This window comes from Dechloromonas sp. CZR5 (assembly GCF_008711155.1).
Lineage (GTDB): Bacteria > Pseudomonadota > Gammaproteobacteria > Burkholderiales > Rhodocyclaceae > Azonexus.
The window spans coordinates 648,823-662,790 of the sequence record NZ_VUYQ01000003.1 but is presented as its reverse complement, the minus strand read 5'-3'; the positions used below and the strand labels follow the sequence as shown (position 1 = coordinate 662,790).

Below are 13,968 nucleotides of genomic sequence, written 5' to 3'. Positions count from 1 at the left end.
GCAAATCCAGCCCTTGCATTAAGACCTGATTATACCAAAGACATATCCGTGGCCGCCGATTTTTCACAGCCTCTCAGGGGTGCCAGCCATCAACTCCCGAATCCATTCAATAACGGAAGCTCTGTGGATGCGCTCGATTGTCCTGAAGTGTTCGACCAACAGAGTGACATCCTTCTTCATCTGGTCGATTGTCTTGGGCGCCTGAGTGAGGTGCCCGGCCCATTCGTCGTAGTAGCTGGAAAGAAGGGTTTCTTTACCTGTGGCAATCGCACGGAAGAGGTCTAGCTCATCATTGTCCTTGGCTACCTGAGCGGCAATCTCTCTAACCGCTTCTAACTCGATGTCTCGCTGAGAGTGCTGGCCAGGTTCTGCGTCGGTGGTTGCCTTCTCGATGATCGTGCGTAACCGCAAGGCTTCTTCAAGAAATGGGTCGCTAGTGCCACGGGCAGCGGCAATCTTGGCTTTCCAGTTGGCAACAATGGGGGCAGCGCGTGTCTCCGCAATGCGCTTGTCAGTTGTTTTTAGTGACTCGAAAAACTTGGACTTGCCGATGATGTGCCGAACATCGAGGGGGACATGAAGGGTGGCGTACCAAGTATTTCCTCTGCGTTCGATGTTCTTCAACATGGTGGCTTTTCTTGTGGCGGAGATTGCATGTTGCCACATCGAGTTACCACATGTATTTACCACTAGTTTATCATTTAAGCTATTGGTTTTTAATGAAAATATTGGATTGTCTACGACATGCGGAATCTCCCTCCGTCTCCGCCAGTGCTGCAACTGAAAACAAGCGTCCTTCGGGGCGCTTTTTTGTTTTCAGGGTTTCTGCTTTGTTGCCAGCAGCGCAGCGTAGCGACGTTTTTCGACGGAGCTCAGGCGTTTGATCCGATATTCCGCCTTGGAGGCCGAGGAGCGGTCAGGGTGGGTTTCGAAGCCGACCAGGCGGGCCGGTGGGTGCGAGCGGGTGTAGCGTGCGCCGGTGCCGTTGCAGTGGGCTGCGTAGCGTGCCTCGACGTCGACGGTGATACCCGTGTAAAGACTGCCATCCGTGCATTCGATGATGTAGAGAAACCAGGTCTTGCTAGTCATGCTTCGGTGCTCGGGCCAGGGCGGCACGAATACGCCGGATGGTCTCGTCGGGTTGCGCCCGCGTCGAAATCTCCAGGCCGAGGTCGCGGGCGATGGCATTGATTCGGGCAACGTTAAGGGGAATTCCCCCTCGGTCAATCGCCGCGATCAAGCTTCGAGCGCGATCATATTCGCCGGGCGCTTCCGGTTTGTGGAATAGACGAGCAAAAAGTCGAGCAAAAATTCCGGGCTGGCGGCGTGATCCCATACACTGGCGGCTGTTTGAAAGTGCGAAGGATACCGCGATGGATTTGTGGGCGTCGAACGCTCGTCGCCGGAAAGCGATGCGATGAGCGATGTGATATTCAGTCGTCGTCAAGTTGCCGACAGTGAACTGCCGCTTTATCGCGGTGTCTCGATGGGCGAAATCACCGTGGTCGATAATCCGGACAAAGCGCGATCCGTGCGCGCTATCCTGCTCGCGGAAGCGGTCGTCGGTTTCGATACGGAGTCCAAGCCCACCTTTCGCAAGGGCGAGATATCGACCGGCCCGCATCTGGTACAGCTGGCCGTCGAGCGGCAGGTCTATCTCTTTCCGGTGGGGTGCGAGGCAACGCATGCTGTCTTGAAGGACGTGCTGGAAAGCCGGGATGTCATCAAGGCCGGCTTCGGCTTGGGTAACGATCGCAGCGCCTTGAAGTCACGCATGGGTATCGAATTGAACAACCTGCTCGATCTGGGCGAGATACTGCGCGGCCCGGGGCATCGTGGAACGGTAGGCGCCAAGGTTGCGGTGGCCCACTATTTCGGAGAGATACTGCTCAAGTCGAAAAAAATCGGAACCAGCAACTGGGCCAGCCGGCATCTGGACGAGCGCCAGATGTTGTATGCCGCCAATGATGCCCATGTGGCCTTGAAGGTTTACCATGCCTGGTTGCTCGACGCGTCACGCAAGGGCGCCATCTCAATGCATTCCGCCAATGCTCAGGACCACTCATGATCGACTCGCTGCCCGAACTTTCGCTGCTTGAAACCCGCATTCTCGGAACGCTGCTGGAAAAGCAGCGCACGGTACCCGATACCTATCCGCTTTCGCTGAATGCCCTGCAGTCCGGTTGCAACCAGAAAACCAGCCGAAATCCGGTGATCGAAGCGGGCGAGGCGGAAATGCTCGTGGCCCTGGATGCCTTGAAAGACCAGGGTCTGGTGCGTGAAGTGAGCGGCGGCCGGGTCAGTCGCTTCGAGCATCTGCTGGAAAAGGCGCTTGGCGTGCCCTCACAGGCTTCTGCCTTGCTTGCCGTACTGATGCTCCGCGGTCCGCAGACGGCGGGCGAACTGAGGCTGAATTGCGATCGCCTGCATCGTTTCGCGGACATATCGTCCGTCGAAGCCTTTCTGGAAGAGTTGGCATCCCGGACCGAAGGTCCGCTGGTTGTTCTGCTGCCTCGCTTGCCCGGAGCGCGCGAGAGTCGCTGGATGCATTTGCTCAGCGGGCAGGCGAGTCTCGAAGCCGTTCCGGCGGCTAGCTCTGCCGTTGTCGGATCGGTTGAAGAGATGGACGCGTTGTGCGCTCGCGTTGCCGCGCTGGAGGCTGAGGTGGCGGAGCTTCGCCGGCTGATCCGTGAGGGGGCTGGGCAGCAGTGGCATGGCTGAACGATAATTCCCCCAATCCCTGTATTGGCTAGCGACATGAGTATCCTGGTAACCGGCGGAGCCGGATTCATTGGCAGCAATTTCGTTCTCGACTGGTTGGCTGACCGTGACGAGCGGGTCATCAATGTGGACAAGCTGACCTATGCGGGAAATCTGGAAAACCTCGCTGCGCTGGACGGGGACGGGCGCCATGTTTTTGTGCATGGCGATATCGGGGATACGGCTCTGATCAGTCGTTTGCTGACGGAGCATCAGCCTTGGGCCGTTGTGAATTTTGCGGCGGAGTCCCATGTCGACCGCAGTATCCAGGGGCCGGATGATTTCATTCAGACCAATATTGTCGGTACGTTCAGGCTTCTGGAAGCAGTCAGGGCGTATTGGAGCGGACTGCCGAAACAGGAGCGCGAGACTTTCCGCTTCCTGCATATTTCGACGGACGAGGTTTATGGTTCGCTCGCGGCGGATGCGCCAGCGTTCCGGGAAGACACACGCTACGAGCCGAACAGTCCGTATTCGGCGAGCAAGGCGGCCAGCGACCATCTGGTCAGAGCCTATCGCCAGACCTATGGCGTTCCGGTATTGACGACCAATTGCTCGAACAATTACGGGCCTTTCCAGTTTCCGGAGAAGCTCATTCCGCTGGTCATTCACAACGCCTTGGCAGGCAAGGCCTTGCCTGTCTATGGCGACGGGTTGCAGATTCGGGACTGGCTCTACGTCAAGGACCACTGCAGCGCCATTCGCCGGGTGCTCGAGGCGGGTGCGGTTGGCGAAACCTATAATGTCGGCGGCAGGAGCGAGCAGACCAATCTCGATGTCGTGAGCACGGTGTGCGAACTGCTCGATGAATTGAGTCCGCGTCGGGATGGCGAGTCATATGCCTCCCTGATTACCTATGTGGCCGACCGTCCGGGACACGACCGACGGTATGCCATCGATGCCGGCAAGATCGAGCGTGAACTGGGCTGGCAGCCACAGGAAACTTTCGCGAGCGGGATACGCCAGACGGTGCAGTGGTATCTCGCGCACCGGGAATGGGTCGCCAACGTGACCAGCGGCGCCTATCGCGACTGGATCGTTCGGCAATACGCTTCATGAGCGAAAGGAATAGCATGCGCAAAGGCATCATCCTGGCCGGTGGCTCCGGTACCCGTCTGTATCCGGTGACCTTGGCAGTTTCCAAGCAATTGCTGCCGATTCACGACAAGCCGATGATCTATTACCCGCTGAGTACGCTGATGCTGGCGGGGATACGGGATATCCTGGTCATTTCGACCCCGCAGGACGTACCTCGTTTTGAGCAATTGCTCGGCGATGGAAGCCGCTGGGGCCTGAACCTGACGTATGCCGTTCAGGCATCCCCCGATGGCATCGCTCAGGCATTCGTCATTGGTCGGGATTTTGTTGGCCGTGACGATTGCGCGCTGGTTCTCGGCGACAATATTTTTTACGGTCACGAGTTTGCCCACGATCTCGAGGCAGCCAGTGCCCAACGGGCTGGCGCAACGGTCTTCGCCTATCACGTGCAGGATCCGGAGCGCTATGGCGTCGTGGCATTCGACAAGGCAGGCCAGGCGCTCAGTTTGGAAGAGAAACCACGGAATCCGAAATCGAACTATGCGATCACCGGGCTTTATTTTTACGATAACCAGGTACTCGACATCGCGCGTGACCTGAAGCCTTCTGCACGTGGCGAACTCGAGATCACCGATGTCAATCGGGCCTATCTGGAGCGTCGGCAGTTGACGGTTCAGGTCATGGGGCGCGGCCATGCCTGGCTGGATACCGGAACGCACGAGAGCTTGCTGGAAGCAGGGCAATTCATCGCGACCATCGAGAAGCGGCAGGGCTTGAAGGTGGCTTGCCCGGAAGAAATCGCCTATCGCAAGGGGTGGATCGACGCAGGGCAACTGGAAGCGCTGGCGCAACCGATGCTCAAGAATCCCTACGGCCAATATCTGCTGTCGCTTCTTCAGGAGCGTGTCTTCTGATGCGCGCAGTCCCGACAGCCATCCCCGATGTCTTGTTGCTGGAGCCGAAAGTCTTCGGCGATGAGCGTGGTTTTTTCTTCGAGAGCTACAACGAGAAGTCTTTTTTTGAGGCGACGGGCGTCAGGGCGCATTTTGTGCAGGATAACCATTCGCGTTCGGTTCGCCACGTCTTGCGCGGCCTTCACTATCAGGTCGAGCAGCCGCAAGGCAAACTGGTTCGCGTTGTACAAGGCGAGGTCTTTGATGTCGTGGTCGATATTCGCAAAGGCTCGGTCACTTACGGCCAATGGGTCGGGCAGCGGCTTTCCGCCGAAAATAAGCGGCAGATATGGGTTCCCCCCGGGCTTGCCCACGGATTTCTGGTGTTGTCGGATGCTGCCGAGTTTTTATACAAGACGACCGCGTTCTATGCCCCCGAACATGAGCGCTGTATCGCCTGGGACGATAGCGATCTGGCCATTGCATGGCCGCTTGAAGGGCTCCCGCGGCTGTCGGCCAAGGATCGGCAGGGGATCGCGTTTCGGGACGTGGAATGAGTTGGCCGAGCGTGGTTGAACTCTTCGTGAAACGTCGCCTGTCCGTTGCTTGTCATGTCTCTTGCAGGATTCCTGTGTGAGCCTGTCGGCAATGGAAGTCGATCCTTTCGATGTGCTCGGCGTTGCGCGGGATTCCGGTCCCGATGACTGGAAACGCGCCTATCGCCGGTTGGCCATGCGCTGGCATCCGGACCGCAATGCCGATCCTGCCGCAACCGACCGCTTCAAGGAAATCAGCGCAGCCTACGAGCAATTGATGACGGCCGATGATCCGGAGATTGTCGACGAGGATTCAAGGGAGCATGAAGAAGCCGCCGGGGAACCGGAGCAGCCGATTCTCCGGGCGGCGGACATTCGGCTGAATATCGAGCTCAGTCTCGAGGAGGCGGCTACAGGCTGCCGGAAGCCGGTGCATTATTCACGCGGCAAGCCTTGCGGGACCTGCGATGGCAGCGGGGAGGCCGGCATGTCCAGAACGCGGTTTTGCGACGCCTGCCATGGCAGCGGACGCGTTCACGACGCCGACCGGGTTCTGGTGCGCTGTGGCGATTGCAACGGGCGCGGCCTGTTCACCGAGCGGATTTGCCCTGCGTGCGACGGCAGCGGTCGCGATGCCGACGATGTCAGCCTCGAAATGACCATCCCGCCGGGGATGTTGCCGGGCGACGAGTTGCGGCTGGCCGGGCAGGGCGAGCCGGGCGACGAGTTGCGACAAGCGGGCGATCTCTACCTGACGCTCGTCATCCGATCTCACCCGTTGTATCGGCTGGATGGCCGCGACCTGCAATTCTCGATGCCGGTCAGCGCTGTGGCCATGATGGCTGGGGCCGCCATCGAGCTGCCGTCCTTGACGGGGCTTTTCGATTATTCGCTGGCGGCCGGTTCCCCGGAATCTCGCCTGGTGCGGATTTCCGGCAAGGGCTATCCCGGCCGGGGCAAACACAAGGCGGGCGATCTGGTGGTCGAACTGATACCGATTTTCCCCCGGAAATTAAGTGCCAGGCAGCGCAAATTGCTCTTGCAGGCCGATGCCGCGCTGTACGAGGATGCCGAAAATTCCCTGCCGGAAATCCACGCCTGGCAACAGACACAGGGCCGGAACTGACGGTTGCTCGCCTTGCCTTTTGCCGGCCAGAGCCGAAAAATGATCGGTGTGGCATGGGTATCCGGCGTTCGCGCCGATCAGGACGATCAAGTCGTCCATGCCGGCGTCAAGCCGGTCCGGCGCGCGCCGCACTCCCCGGCAGAACCTGCCTTGGGGGAGCTTCAGGGTTTTGGGTCGGGATTGAAAGTGTAGCGCGCTGCTACGCTGTCAGAGCGGACGGGCTGGATGAGAATACCCTTCCAGAACACCCTTCCTTCCTTGCCCTGCATCAGGTCGGCAAGGAGATTCTCGTCGGCGGGGTTCCCGTCCCGGTCGCGGCAGGCTGACAGAAAGCCGGCCAGGTCACGGTCGTCGAGCAGGCCGATGCCGAGCGGTGTGTCGAGGAGGACGTTGCCGTGCTCGTCGAGCAAGGCGGCAAGCGCTTCTCCGGTTGTTTCTCCAGTGTGGCTGATCAGCCCGCCGGTGTCGCTGCGGAAAACCCACGGCGTGTAGGCCAGATTGACATAGACCCGTTGCGGCCCGTTCTGCAGAAACCAGTTACCCGATTCATCAACCCCGTACTGGCGGTTGATGAAATCGATCAGGCCGCGGTGCGTGATGCGCTCTCCCTGCAATCGCCAGTCGCCCCGCCTGTCGAGCGACAACCAGTCGTAGCAGGCGGGAACGTTGGGCCACCTGGCGATGGCAGAGAGATCGACAGTCATCAGCTCGCGTAGGCTTCCATCGGCGGGCAGGCGCAGTTCAGGTTGCGGTCGCCGTACACATCGTCGATGCGATTGACGCTCGGCCAGAACTTGTTGGCCGCCACCCAGGAAAGCGGGAAGACGGCTTGCTGACGGCTGTACGGATGCGCCCATTCGCCATCAATGACGTCCGCCTGAGAATGCGGGGCGTTCTTCAGCGGATTGTTGTCGGCCGACCAGACGCCGTTCTCGATCTGGCGGATTTCCTCGCGAATGCTGATCATCGCCGCAATGAAGCGGTCGAGCTCGGCCTTCGATTCGGATTCCGTCGGTTCGACCATGATCGTGCCGGCGACCGGGAAGGACACCGTCGGTGCGTGGAAGCCGTAGTCCATCAGGCGCTTGGCGATGTCGATCTCGGCGATGCCGGTGGCAGCCTTGATCGGGCGGATGTCGAGAATGCACTCGTGCGCGACGCGACCGTTCTTGCCGACGTAGAGCACCGGGTAGTGCGCATTCAGCTGCTTGGCGACGTAGTTGGCGTTGAGGATGGCGACCTGGGTTGCCTTCTTGACGCCGGTGCCGCCGAGCATCGCCAGGTACATCCAGGAGATGGTCAGGATCGAGGCCGAGCCGAACGGGGCAGCGGAAACAGCGCCCTGGCCGGCGTTGACGCGGTTGGCATCGCCGGTCGGCTGGATCACGTGGTCGGCCATGAACGGTGCCAGATGCGCCTTGAGGCCGATCGGGCCCATGCCCGGTCCGCCGCCGCCGTGCGGGATGGCGAAGGTCTTGTGCAGGTTCATGTGGCTGACGTCCGCGCCGATGAAGCCGGGCGAGGTCAGGCCGACCTGGGCGTTGAGGTTGGCGCCGTCCATGTACACCTGGCCGCCGTTGGCATGGACGATGGCGCAGATCTCGCGAACTGCTTCCTCGAACACGCCGTGCGTCGACGGGTAGGTGATCATCAGGCAGGCCAGGTCGTCCTTGTGTTCCTCAGCCTTGGCCTTGAGGTCGGCGACATCCACGTTGCCGTTTTCGTCACAGTCGACGACCACCACCTTCATGTTGGCCATCTGGGCGGTGGCCGGGTTGGTGCCGTGAGCCGACTTGGGAATTAGGCAGACGTTACGATGCGCCTCGCCACGACTGGCGTGGTAGCGGTCGATAGCAACAAGGCCGGCGTATTCGCCCTGCGCACCGGAGTTCGGCTGCATGCAGATGGCGTCGAAGCCGGTGACGGTCTTCAGCCACTCGGTCAGGCTAGCGATCATTTCGAGGTAGCCAACGGCCTGGTCGCGCGGGGCGAAGGGGTGCAAGCCGCCGAATTCCGGCCAGGTGACCGGGATCATCTCGCTGGTCGCATTCAGCTTCATGGTGCAAGAGCCGAGCGAGATCATTGAGTGGTCGAGTGCCAGATCCTTGTTCTGCAGCGACTTCAGGTAGCGCAGCATTTCGTGCTCGGTATGGTGCGTGTTGAACACCGGGTGCTGCAGCACGGCGTCGGAGCGGATCAGCGCTGCCGGCAGTGCGGAGTCGGCGGCCACCTGGGCGTCGATGACTTCCATGTCGAGCGTGACCTGGGCGATCAGCTTGAACAAGGTAGCCACGTCGTCGCGGGTCGTCGTTTCGTCGAAGGAGATGCCGAGCACGCCGGCCGAAACGCGGCGCAGGTTGTAACCGGCAGCCAGGGCGTCGTTGTAGACCGCTTCGGCGCGGGCGCCGAGGTCGAAGTGCACGGTGTCGTAGAACTGCTTGGTCAGCAGGTTGACACCGGCCCGTTTGAGGCCTTCAGCCAGGATAGCGGTCAGGCGGTGGATGCGGCCGGCGATCAGGCGCAGGCCTTCGGAACCGTGATAGACGGCATACATGCCGGCCATGTTGGCCAAGAGCACTTGCGAGGTGCAGATGTTGGAATTGGCCTTCTCGCGGCGGATATGTTGCTCGCGGGTCTGCAGCGTCATCCGGTAGGCGGTGTTGCCGCGGGCGTCCTTGGAAACGCCGATGATGCGGCCCGGCATCGAGCGGACGAAGGCTTCGCGGGTGGCGAAGAAGGCGGCGTGCGGGCCGCCGAAGCCCATCGGGATGCCGAAGCGCTGGCTGGAGCCGAGCGCAATGTCGGCGCCCATGGCACCCGGCGACTTGAGCAGGACCAGGGCCATCAGGTCGGTGGCGACGGCCACTGTCGCGCCCTTGGCCTTCAGGTTGCCGATGACGTCGGTCAGGTCGCGGACTTCGCCGTTGTCATTCGGATACTGGAGCAGGGCGCCGAAAAATTCCTCATCCCTGGCGGCATCGAGGTTGGCGATGACCAGTTCGAAGCCGAAGTAGGCGGCGCGGGTCTTGACGACGTCGATGGACTGCGGGAAACAGGCGGCATCGACCAGGAAGCGGTTGGACTTGGATTTCGAAACGCGGCGCGCCATGGTCATGGCCTCGGCGGCAGCGGTAGCTTCGTCGAGCAGCGAGGCGTTGGCGATTTCCAGACCGGTCAGGTCGACGACCATCTGCTGGAAGTTCATCAGCGCTTCCAGTCGACCCTGGGCGATCTCGGCCTGGTAGGGCGTGTAGGCGGTGTACCAGCCCGGGTTTTCCATGACGTTGCGCAGGATGACCTTGGGCGTCAGCGTGTCGTAATAGCCCATGCCGATGCAGGACTTGTTGACCACGTTCTTGCTGGCCATGGCCTTGAGGTCGGCCAGTGCTTCGTGTTCACGGCGCGGTGCCGGCAGCGGCAGGTCGGCCGGCAGGCGGATGGCGGCCGGGACGGTCTGGTCGATCAGCTGTTCCAGGCTGTCGGCACCGATGGTGGCCAGCATGGCGGTCATTTCGGCAGCGCACGGGCCGATGTGGCGGCCGATGAACTCGTCGTGCTGTTCCAGTTCGGAGAGCGGTTGATTGAGCGGCATGGGCAGTCCTTGCTTAGGCAGCGTCGGCGACGGCCTGGTAAGCAGCGGCGTCGAGCATCTTGTCGAGATCGGCGACGTTGTCCGGCGTCATCTTGAACAGCCAGGCGGTGTAGGCGTCGGCATTGACCGATTCCGGTGCGTCGGCGGCAGCCTGGTTTACTTCGGTGACGGTGCCGGCGATCGGGGCATAGACGTCGGCAGCGGCCTTGACCGACTCAACGACGGCGATTTCCTTCTCGGCGTCGTAATGGGCGCCGGCTTCCGGCAGTTCGACGAAGACGAGGTCGCCGAGGGCTTCCTGGGCGTGGTCGGTAATGCCGACGGTGACGGTGCCGTCAGCGTTGAGCAGCATCCATTCGTGGGAGGCGGCGTACTTGAGATTGGCGGGAACGTTCGACATGGTTTTCTCCTGAATGGGCGAATTTATTGAAAAGAGATTAGATGACTGCTTTGCCGTTGCGGGCGAATACGGGTTTGGTGACCTTGGCCTTGAGCAGCTTGCCGCGGATATCGACTTGAACTTCGTCGCCGATGGCCACGCCCATGGGCAGGCGAGCCAGTGCGATGGATTGTTGCAGCGTCGGCGAGAAGGAACCGGAGGTGATTTCGCCGTCGCCCTGAGCGGTGACGACCTTCTGGTGGCCGCGCAGCACGCCCTTGTCGAGCAGGATCAGGCCGAGGAACTGCTTCTGCTGGCCGTTGGCGGCCAAGGCGGCACGGCCGACGAAATCGCGCTCGTCCTTCATGGCGACGGTCCAGGCCAGGCCGGCGTCGAGCGGCGACACGGTTTCGTCCATGTCCTGGCCGTAGAGGTTCATGCCGGCTTCGAGGCGCAGCGTGTCACGGGCACCGAGGCCGCAGGGGGCGACGCCGGCATCCTTCAGGCGGTTCCACAGGTTTTCGGCTTCGCCGGCCGGCAGCATGATTTCGTAGCCGTCTTCACCGGTGTAGCCGGTGCTGGCGATGAAATACTGCTCGACTTCAGCGGCGAAGAAGGCCTTCAGGCCTTCGGTCGCGGCCTTGGCCTGCGGCAGAACCGACCAGACCTTGGCGCGGGCGTTCGGGCCCTGCACGGCGATGATGCCGAGGGCGTTATCGCCATCGCGGCGCTGGGTGAGGGTGACGTCCATCTTCCACTCGGCGGCCTTGGCCTGCATCCAGGCCAGATCCTTGTCGGCGGTGCCGGCGTTGACCACGATGCGGAAGCGGGTGTCGGTCAGGAAGTAGATGATCAGGTCGTCGATGACGCCGCCGGCCTCGTTGAGCATGGCGGAGTAGAGCGCCTTGCCGGAAACGGTGAGCTTGGCGACATCGTTGGCGAGCAGGCGGGAGAGGAAGGGGCGGCAATCGGCGCCGACGACATCGACCGGGCACATATGCGACACGTCGAACATGCCGGAATCATTGCGTACGGCGTGGTGTTCCTCGATCTGGGAGCCGTAGTTGACCGGCATGTCCCAGCCACCGAAATCGACCATCCGTGCATTGAGCACACGGTGGGCAGCATTCAAAACCGTTTTCTTCAGCATATCAATCCTTTACAGACGTGTTATGACGTCAGTTCTAGAAACGGAAAAGGGGTGAAACGTAAAACTCGCGTCTTGCGTTTCACCCCTCTGTCCTCGATACCTGAGAGATTTGCCCCATCGGTGGGCGCTGTTGACGCCGCTCTCCAGAGTTTCGAAATGGCAAGCCATCTCGGTTTCGTGGTCCTTTTGCCTGAGCGTTTTCGGGTGAAATTGCGCCTTCGGCGGCAGACGGATCTGCGCTCTCCCACGGAACGGGAGGCACTATAACGGGATGCGGCAGTCTGATCAATATGCTGCGCCGCACAAGGAAAGCCGGGCGGTGCCGCCTTCGTGATAAACTCGTCGTTTGCTTTCAAACGCTTGCCCGTGACACCTGCCAATTTCGATTTCCACTGTCATTCCATCGTCTCCGACGGTTTGCTGCCGCCCCAGGTGGTTGCCCGGCGTGCGGCGGCCAATGGTGTCGACCTGTGGGCACTGACCGACCATGACGATATCGGCGGTCTGGTCGAGGCCAGGGCTACCGCCGAGGAAGTCGGCATGCGTTTCGTCAATGGCGTCGAAATTTCCATCGAATGGCGCGGTACCCCGATCCATATTGTCGGACTGGGTTTCGATGCGGCCAACGCGGAACTGGTCAATGGCTTGCGCGACCTGCGGCAGGGGCGGGTCGAACGCGCACGGCGCATGGGCGACGCGCTCGCGGCCATCGGCATTCCCGGCGTCTACGAAGGCGCCCTGTGCTTTGTGACCAACCCGAGCCTGATTTCGCGCGCCCACTTTGCCCGTTATCTGGTGTCGATCGGTATCGCCCGCGACGTGCCGGGCGTGTTTCAGCACTATTTGACGCCGGGCAAGCCCGGCTATGTCGATCACCAGTGGGTGACGCTGGAGAACGCCGTCCGCTGGATCAACGGCGCCGGCGGCGCGGCGGTCGTCGCGCATCCCGGCCGCTACAAGATGTCCGGTGCCGAAATGCGCCGCTTCCTGGATGATTTCAAGGATGCAGGCGGGTGCGGCATCGAGGTGACCTGCGGCAGTCATTCCCCGGACCATGTCATGCATTTTGCCCGTCTGGCACGGCACTACGCGTTCCATGCATCGCGCGGTTCCGATTTTCATGGGCCGGAGGAGAGCTATGTCGATCTCGGCAAGCTGCCGCCGTTGCCCGAAGATTTGAAGCCGATCTGGCGTCTGGTGGTCTGAGCATGGCACGCGTTGTCAATATCCATCCCGATTCGCCGCAGCAACGACTGCTGGTGCAAGCTGCGCAGTTCATTCGCGAAGGCGCCATTGTCGCGCTGCCCACCGACTCCTGCTATGCGCTCGGTTGTCATCTGGGCGACAAGGACGCGCTGGATCGCATCCGCCTGATTCGCGGCATCGACGATCGCCACCACCTGACATTGATGGTGCGCGACCTGTCTGAAATCGCCACCTACGCCCGTGTCGACAACAGCCAATACCGCCTGCTCAAGGCGGCGACGCCCGGCAGCTACACCTTCATCCTTGAAGGCAGCAAGGAGTTGCCGCGCCGGGTCATGCACCCGAAACGGAAGACAATCGGCTTGCGCATTCCCGACCATCCTGTCGCACTGGCCTTGCTCGAAGAGTTGGGCGAGCCGCTGCTGACGACGACGCTGCAATTGCCGGGCGACGAGTTTTCGCTCACCGAAGGCTGGGAAATCCAGGACAGGCTGGAAGACCAGCTGGAATTGATCCTCGATGGCGGCCCTTGCGGTACGGAACCGACGACGGTCATTGACCTGACCGGTTCGGCGCCCGAAGTGATTCGCGTCGGGCGCGGTTCGCTTGCACCTTTCGGGCTCGACTGAACCCATGCTGGAAAGCCTGATCCAGACGCTCGCCATCTCGGCCTTGCCGGTGATCTTCGCGATCACCCTGCACGAGGCGGCGCACGGCTATGCCGCTCGCCACTTTGGCGACCCGACGGCCTGGCAGATGGGGCGCATCAGCCTGAATCCGCTGCGCCATATCGACCTGGTCGGCACCATCATCATCCCGATCGCCATCCTGCTGTTTTCCGGCGGGTCCTTCCTGTTCGGCTACGCCAAGCCGGTTCCGGTCGATTTCAGCCGTCTGCAGCACCCCAAGAAGGACATGTTCTGGGTGGCCGCTGCCGGGCCGGGCGCCAATCTGTTCATGGCGCTGTGCTGGGCCTTCATGCTCAAACTCGCCTGGTTGATGCCCTCCACGGAATTTACCCTGCCGCTGTCGGAAATGAGCAAGATCGGCATCATGGTCAATTGTGTGCTGATGGTCCTGAACCTGCTGCCGTTGCCGCCGCTCGACGGTGGCCGGATCGCGGTCAGCCTGCTGCCGCATTCACTTGCCTGGAAGTTTGCCCAGCTCGAACGCTGGGGCTTCCCCATTTTGCTGCTCCTGCTGTTCACCGGTATTCTCGGTGCCATCATGAACCCGCTGGTGATCACCTCGGCCCGGGTCATCGAATTCATCTTTGGTCTCTATTAAT

General features: G+C 61.2%; 15 protein-coding genes and 2 riboswitches. Of the genes, 9 read left to right on the top strand and 6 right to left on the bottom strand.

What is annotated here, in order from left to right; translation table 11 throughout:
- Window positions 1-63 precede the first annotated feature (63 nt).
- A complete protein-coding gene (locus F1002_RS12055; RefSeq protein WP_150429251.1) occupies window positions 64-627 on the bottom strand; it encodes a DUF6538 domain-containing protein in 564 nt (187 codons plus the stop codon).
- 189 nt (window positions 628-816) lie between these two features.
- A complete protein-coding gene (locus tag F1002_RS12050; protein ID WP_150429250.1) occupies window positions 817-1,089 on the bottom strand; it encodes a GIY-YIG nuclease family protein in 273 nt (90 codons plus the stop codon).
- Between the two features lie 292 nt (window positions 1,090-1,381).
- Here F1002_RS12050 and F1002_RS12040 point away from each other — a divergent pair, with 292 nt between their 5' ends.
- From F1002_RS12040 to F1002_RS12015, 6 genes are all read left to right on the top strand, one after another.
- Entirely contained in the window at window positions 1,382-2,068 is a 687-nt protein-coding gene (locus F1002_RS12040; RefSeq protein ID WP_223879565.1) for a 3'-5' exonuclease, read from the top strand.
- Window positions 2,065-2,721: a YceH family protein gene (locus F1002_RS12035; RefSeq protein WP_150429248.1), complete on the top strand. Its 657-nt coding sequence runs from the start codon at window positions 2,065-2,067 to the stop codon at window positions 2,719-2,721. The genes F1002_RS12040 and F1002_RS12035 overlap by 4 nt, the downstream gene beginning before the upstream one ends.
- Before the next feature lie 36 nt (window positions 2,722-2,757).
- Window positions 2,758-3,819: a dTDP-glucose 4,6-dehydratase gene (rfbB, locus tag F1002_RS12030; RefSeq protein WP_150429247.1), complete on the top strand. Its 1,062-nt coding sequence runs from the start codon at window positions 2,758-2,760 to the stop codon at window positions 3,817-3,819.
- Window positions 3,816-4,712 carry a glucose-1-phosphate thymidylyltransferase RfbA gene (rfbA, locus tag F1002_RS12025; protein WP_223879564.1) on the top strand — a complete coding sequence of 299 codons (897 nt, stop codon included), beginning with the start codon at window positions 3,816-3,818 and terminating at the stop codon, window positions 4,710-4,712. Before rfbB ends, rfbA begins: the two co-directional genes overlap by 4 nt.
- On the top strand, window positions 4,712-5,248 hold the full coding sequence (gene rfbC, locus F1002_RS12020; protein WP_150429246.1) for a dTDP-4-dehydrorhamnose 3,5-epimerase: 537 nt from the start codon (window positions 4,712-4,714) through the stop codon (window positions 5,246-5,248). The genes rfbA and rfbC overlap by 1 nt, the downstream gene beginning before the upstream one ends.
- 76 nt (window positions 5,249-5,324) lie before the next feature.
- Complete coding sequence (locus F1002_RS12015; RefSeq protein ID WP_150429245.1) at window positions 5,325-6,353, top strand: DnaJ C-terminal domain-containing protein; 1,029 nt, start codon at window positions 5,325-5,327, stop codon at window positions 6,351-6,353.
- A 161-nt stretch (window positions 6,354-6,514) separates the two neighbouring features.
- On the opposite strand, the gene F1002_RS12010 is transcribed toward F1002_RS12015, so the two are convergent.
- From F1002_RS12010 to gcvT, 4 genes are read right to left on the bottom strand one after another with little or no spacing between them, the layout of a single operon-like run.
- The gene (locus tag F1002_RS12010) at window positions 6,515-7,057 is read right to left on the bottom strand and encodes a DUF2946 family protein (protein ID WP_150429244.1); all 543 of its coding nucleotides are present in this window, start codon (window positions 7,055-7,057) and stop codon (window positions 6,515-6,517) included.
- Complete coding sequence (gene gcvP / locus F1002_RS12005; RefSeq protein ID WP_150429243.1) at window positions 7,057-9,945, bottom strand: aminomethyl-transferring glycine dehydrogenase; 2,889 nt, start codon at window positions 9,943-9,945, stop codon at window positions 7,057-7,059. The genes F1002_RS12010 and gcvP overlap by 1 nt, the downstream gene beginning before the upstream one ends.
- Window positions 9,946-9,958: 13 nt before the next feature.
- Entirely contained in the window at window positions 9,959-10,345 is a 387-nt protein-coding gene (gene gcvH / locus F1002_RS12000; protein WP_150429242.1) for a glycine cleavage system protein GcvH, read from the bottom strand.
- A 37-nt stretch (window positions 10,346-10,382) separates the two neighbouring features.
- A complete protein-coding gene (gcvT, locus tag F1002_RS11995; protein ID WP_150429241.1) occupies window positions 10,383-11,474 on the bottom strand; it encodes a glycine cleavage system aminomethyltransferase GcvT in 1,092 nt (363 codons plus the stop codon).
- A gap of 77 nt (window positions 11,475-11,551) precedes the next feature.
- A riboswitch (glycine riboswitch) is annotated at window positions 11,552-11,631 on the bottom strand.
- Between the two features lie 11 nt (window positions 11,632-11,642).
- A riboswitch (glycine riboswitch) is annotated at window positions 11,643-11,731 on the bottom strand.
- 109 nt (window positions 11,732-11,840) lie between these two features.
- Between gcvT and F1002_RS11990 the strand changes: the two genes are divergently transcribed.
- From F1002_RS11990 to F1002_RS11980, 3 genes are read left to right on the top strand one after another with little or no spacing between them, the layout of a single operon-like run.
- The gene (locus F1002_RS11990; RefSeq protein ID WP_150429240.1) at window positions 11,841-12,680 is read left to right on the top strand and encodes a 3',5'-nucleoside bisphosphate phosphatase; all 840 of its coding nucleotides are present in this window, start codon (window positions 11,841-11,843) and stop codon (window positions 12,678-12,680) included.
- Window positions 12,681-12,682: 2 nt separating this feature from the next.
- A complete protein-coding gene (locus tag F1002_RS11985) occupies window positions 12,683-13,309 on the top strand; it encodes an L-threonylcarbamoyladenylate synthase (protein ID WP_150429239.1) in 627 nt (208 codons plus the stop codon).
- 7 nt (window positions 13,310-13,316) lie between these two features.
- The gene (locus F1002_RS11980; protein ID WP_150429299.1) at window positions 13,317-13,967 is read left to right on the top strand and encodes a site-2 protease family protein; all 651 of its coding nucleotides are present in this window, start codon (window positions 13,317-13,319) and stop codon (window positions 13,965-13,967) included.
- Window position 13,968: the final 1 nt, after the last annotated feature.

Bases quoted from the DNA above. Each gene is read 5' to 3' on its own strand.
- F1002_RS12055 (WP_150429251.1), bottom strand. From the start codon at position 627: ATGTTGAAGAACATCGAACGCAGAGGAAATACTTGGTACGCCACCCTT.
- F1002_RS12050 (WP_150429250.1), bottom strand. From the start codon at position 1,089: ATGACTAGCAAGACCTGGTTTCTCTACATCATCGAATGCACGGATGGC.
- F1002_RS12035 (WP_150429248.1), top strand. From the start codon at position 2,065: ATGATCGACTCGCTGCCCGAACTTTCGCTGCTTGAAACCCGCATTCTC.
- rfbB (WP_150429247.1), top strand. From the start codon at position 2,758: ATGAGTATCCTGGTAACCGGCGGAGCCGGATTCATTGGCAGCAATTTC.
- rfbA (WP_223879564.1), top strand. From the start codon at position 3,816: ATGAGCGAAAGGAATAGCATGCGCAAAGGCATCATCCTGGCCGGTGGC.
- rfbC (WP_150429246.1), top strand. From the start codon at position 4,712: ATGCGCGCAGTCCCGACAGCCATCCCCGATGTCTTGTTGCTGGAGCCG.
- F1002_RS12010 (WP_150429244.1), bottom strand. From the start codon at position 7,057: ATGACTGTCGATCTCTCTGCCATCGCCAGGTGGCCCAACGTTCCCGCC.
- gcvP (WP_150429243.1), bottom strand. From the start codon at position 9,945: ATGCCGCTCAATCAACCGCTCTCCGAACTGGAACAGCACGACGAGTTC.
- gcvH (WP_150429242.1), bottom strand. From the start codon at position 10,345: ATGTCGAACGTTCCCGCCAATCTCAAGTACGCCGCCTCCCACGAATGG.
- gcvT (WP_150429241.1), bottom strand. From the start codon at position 11,474: ATGCTGAAGAAAACGGTTTTGAATGCTGCCCACCGTGTGCTCAATGCA.
- F1002_RS11985 (WP_150429239.1), top strand. From the start codon at position 12,683: ATGGCACGCGTTGTCAATATCCATCCCGATTCGCCGCAGCAACGACTG.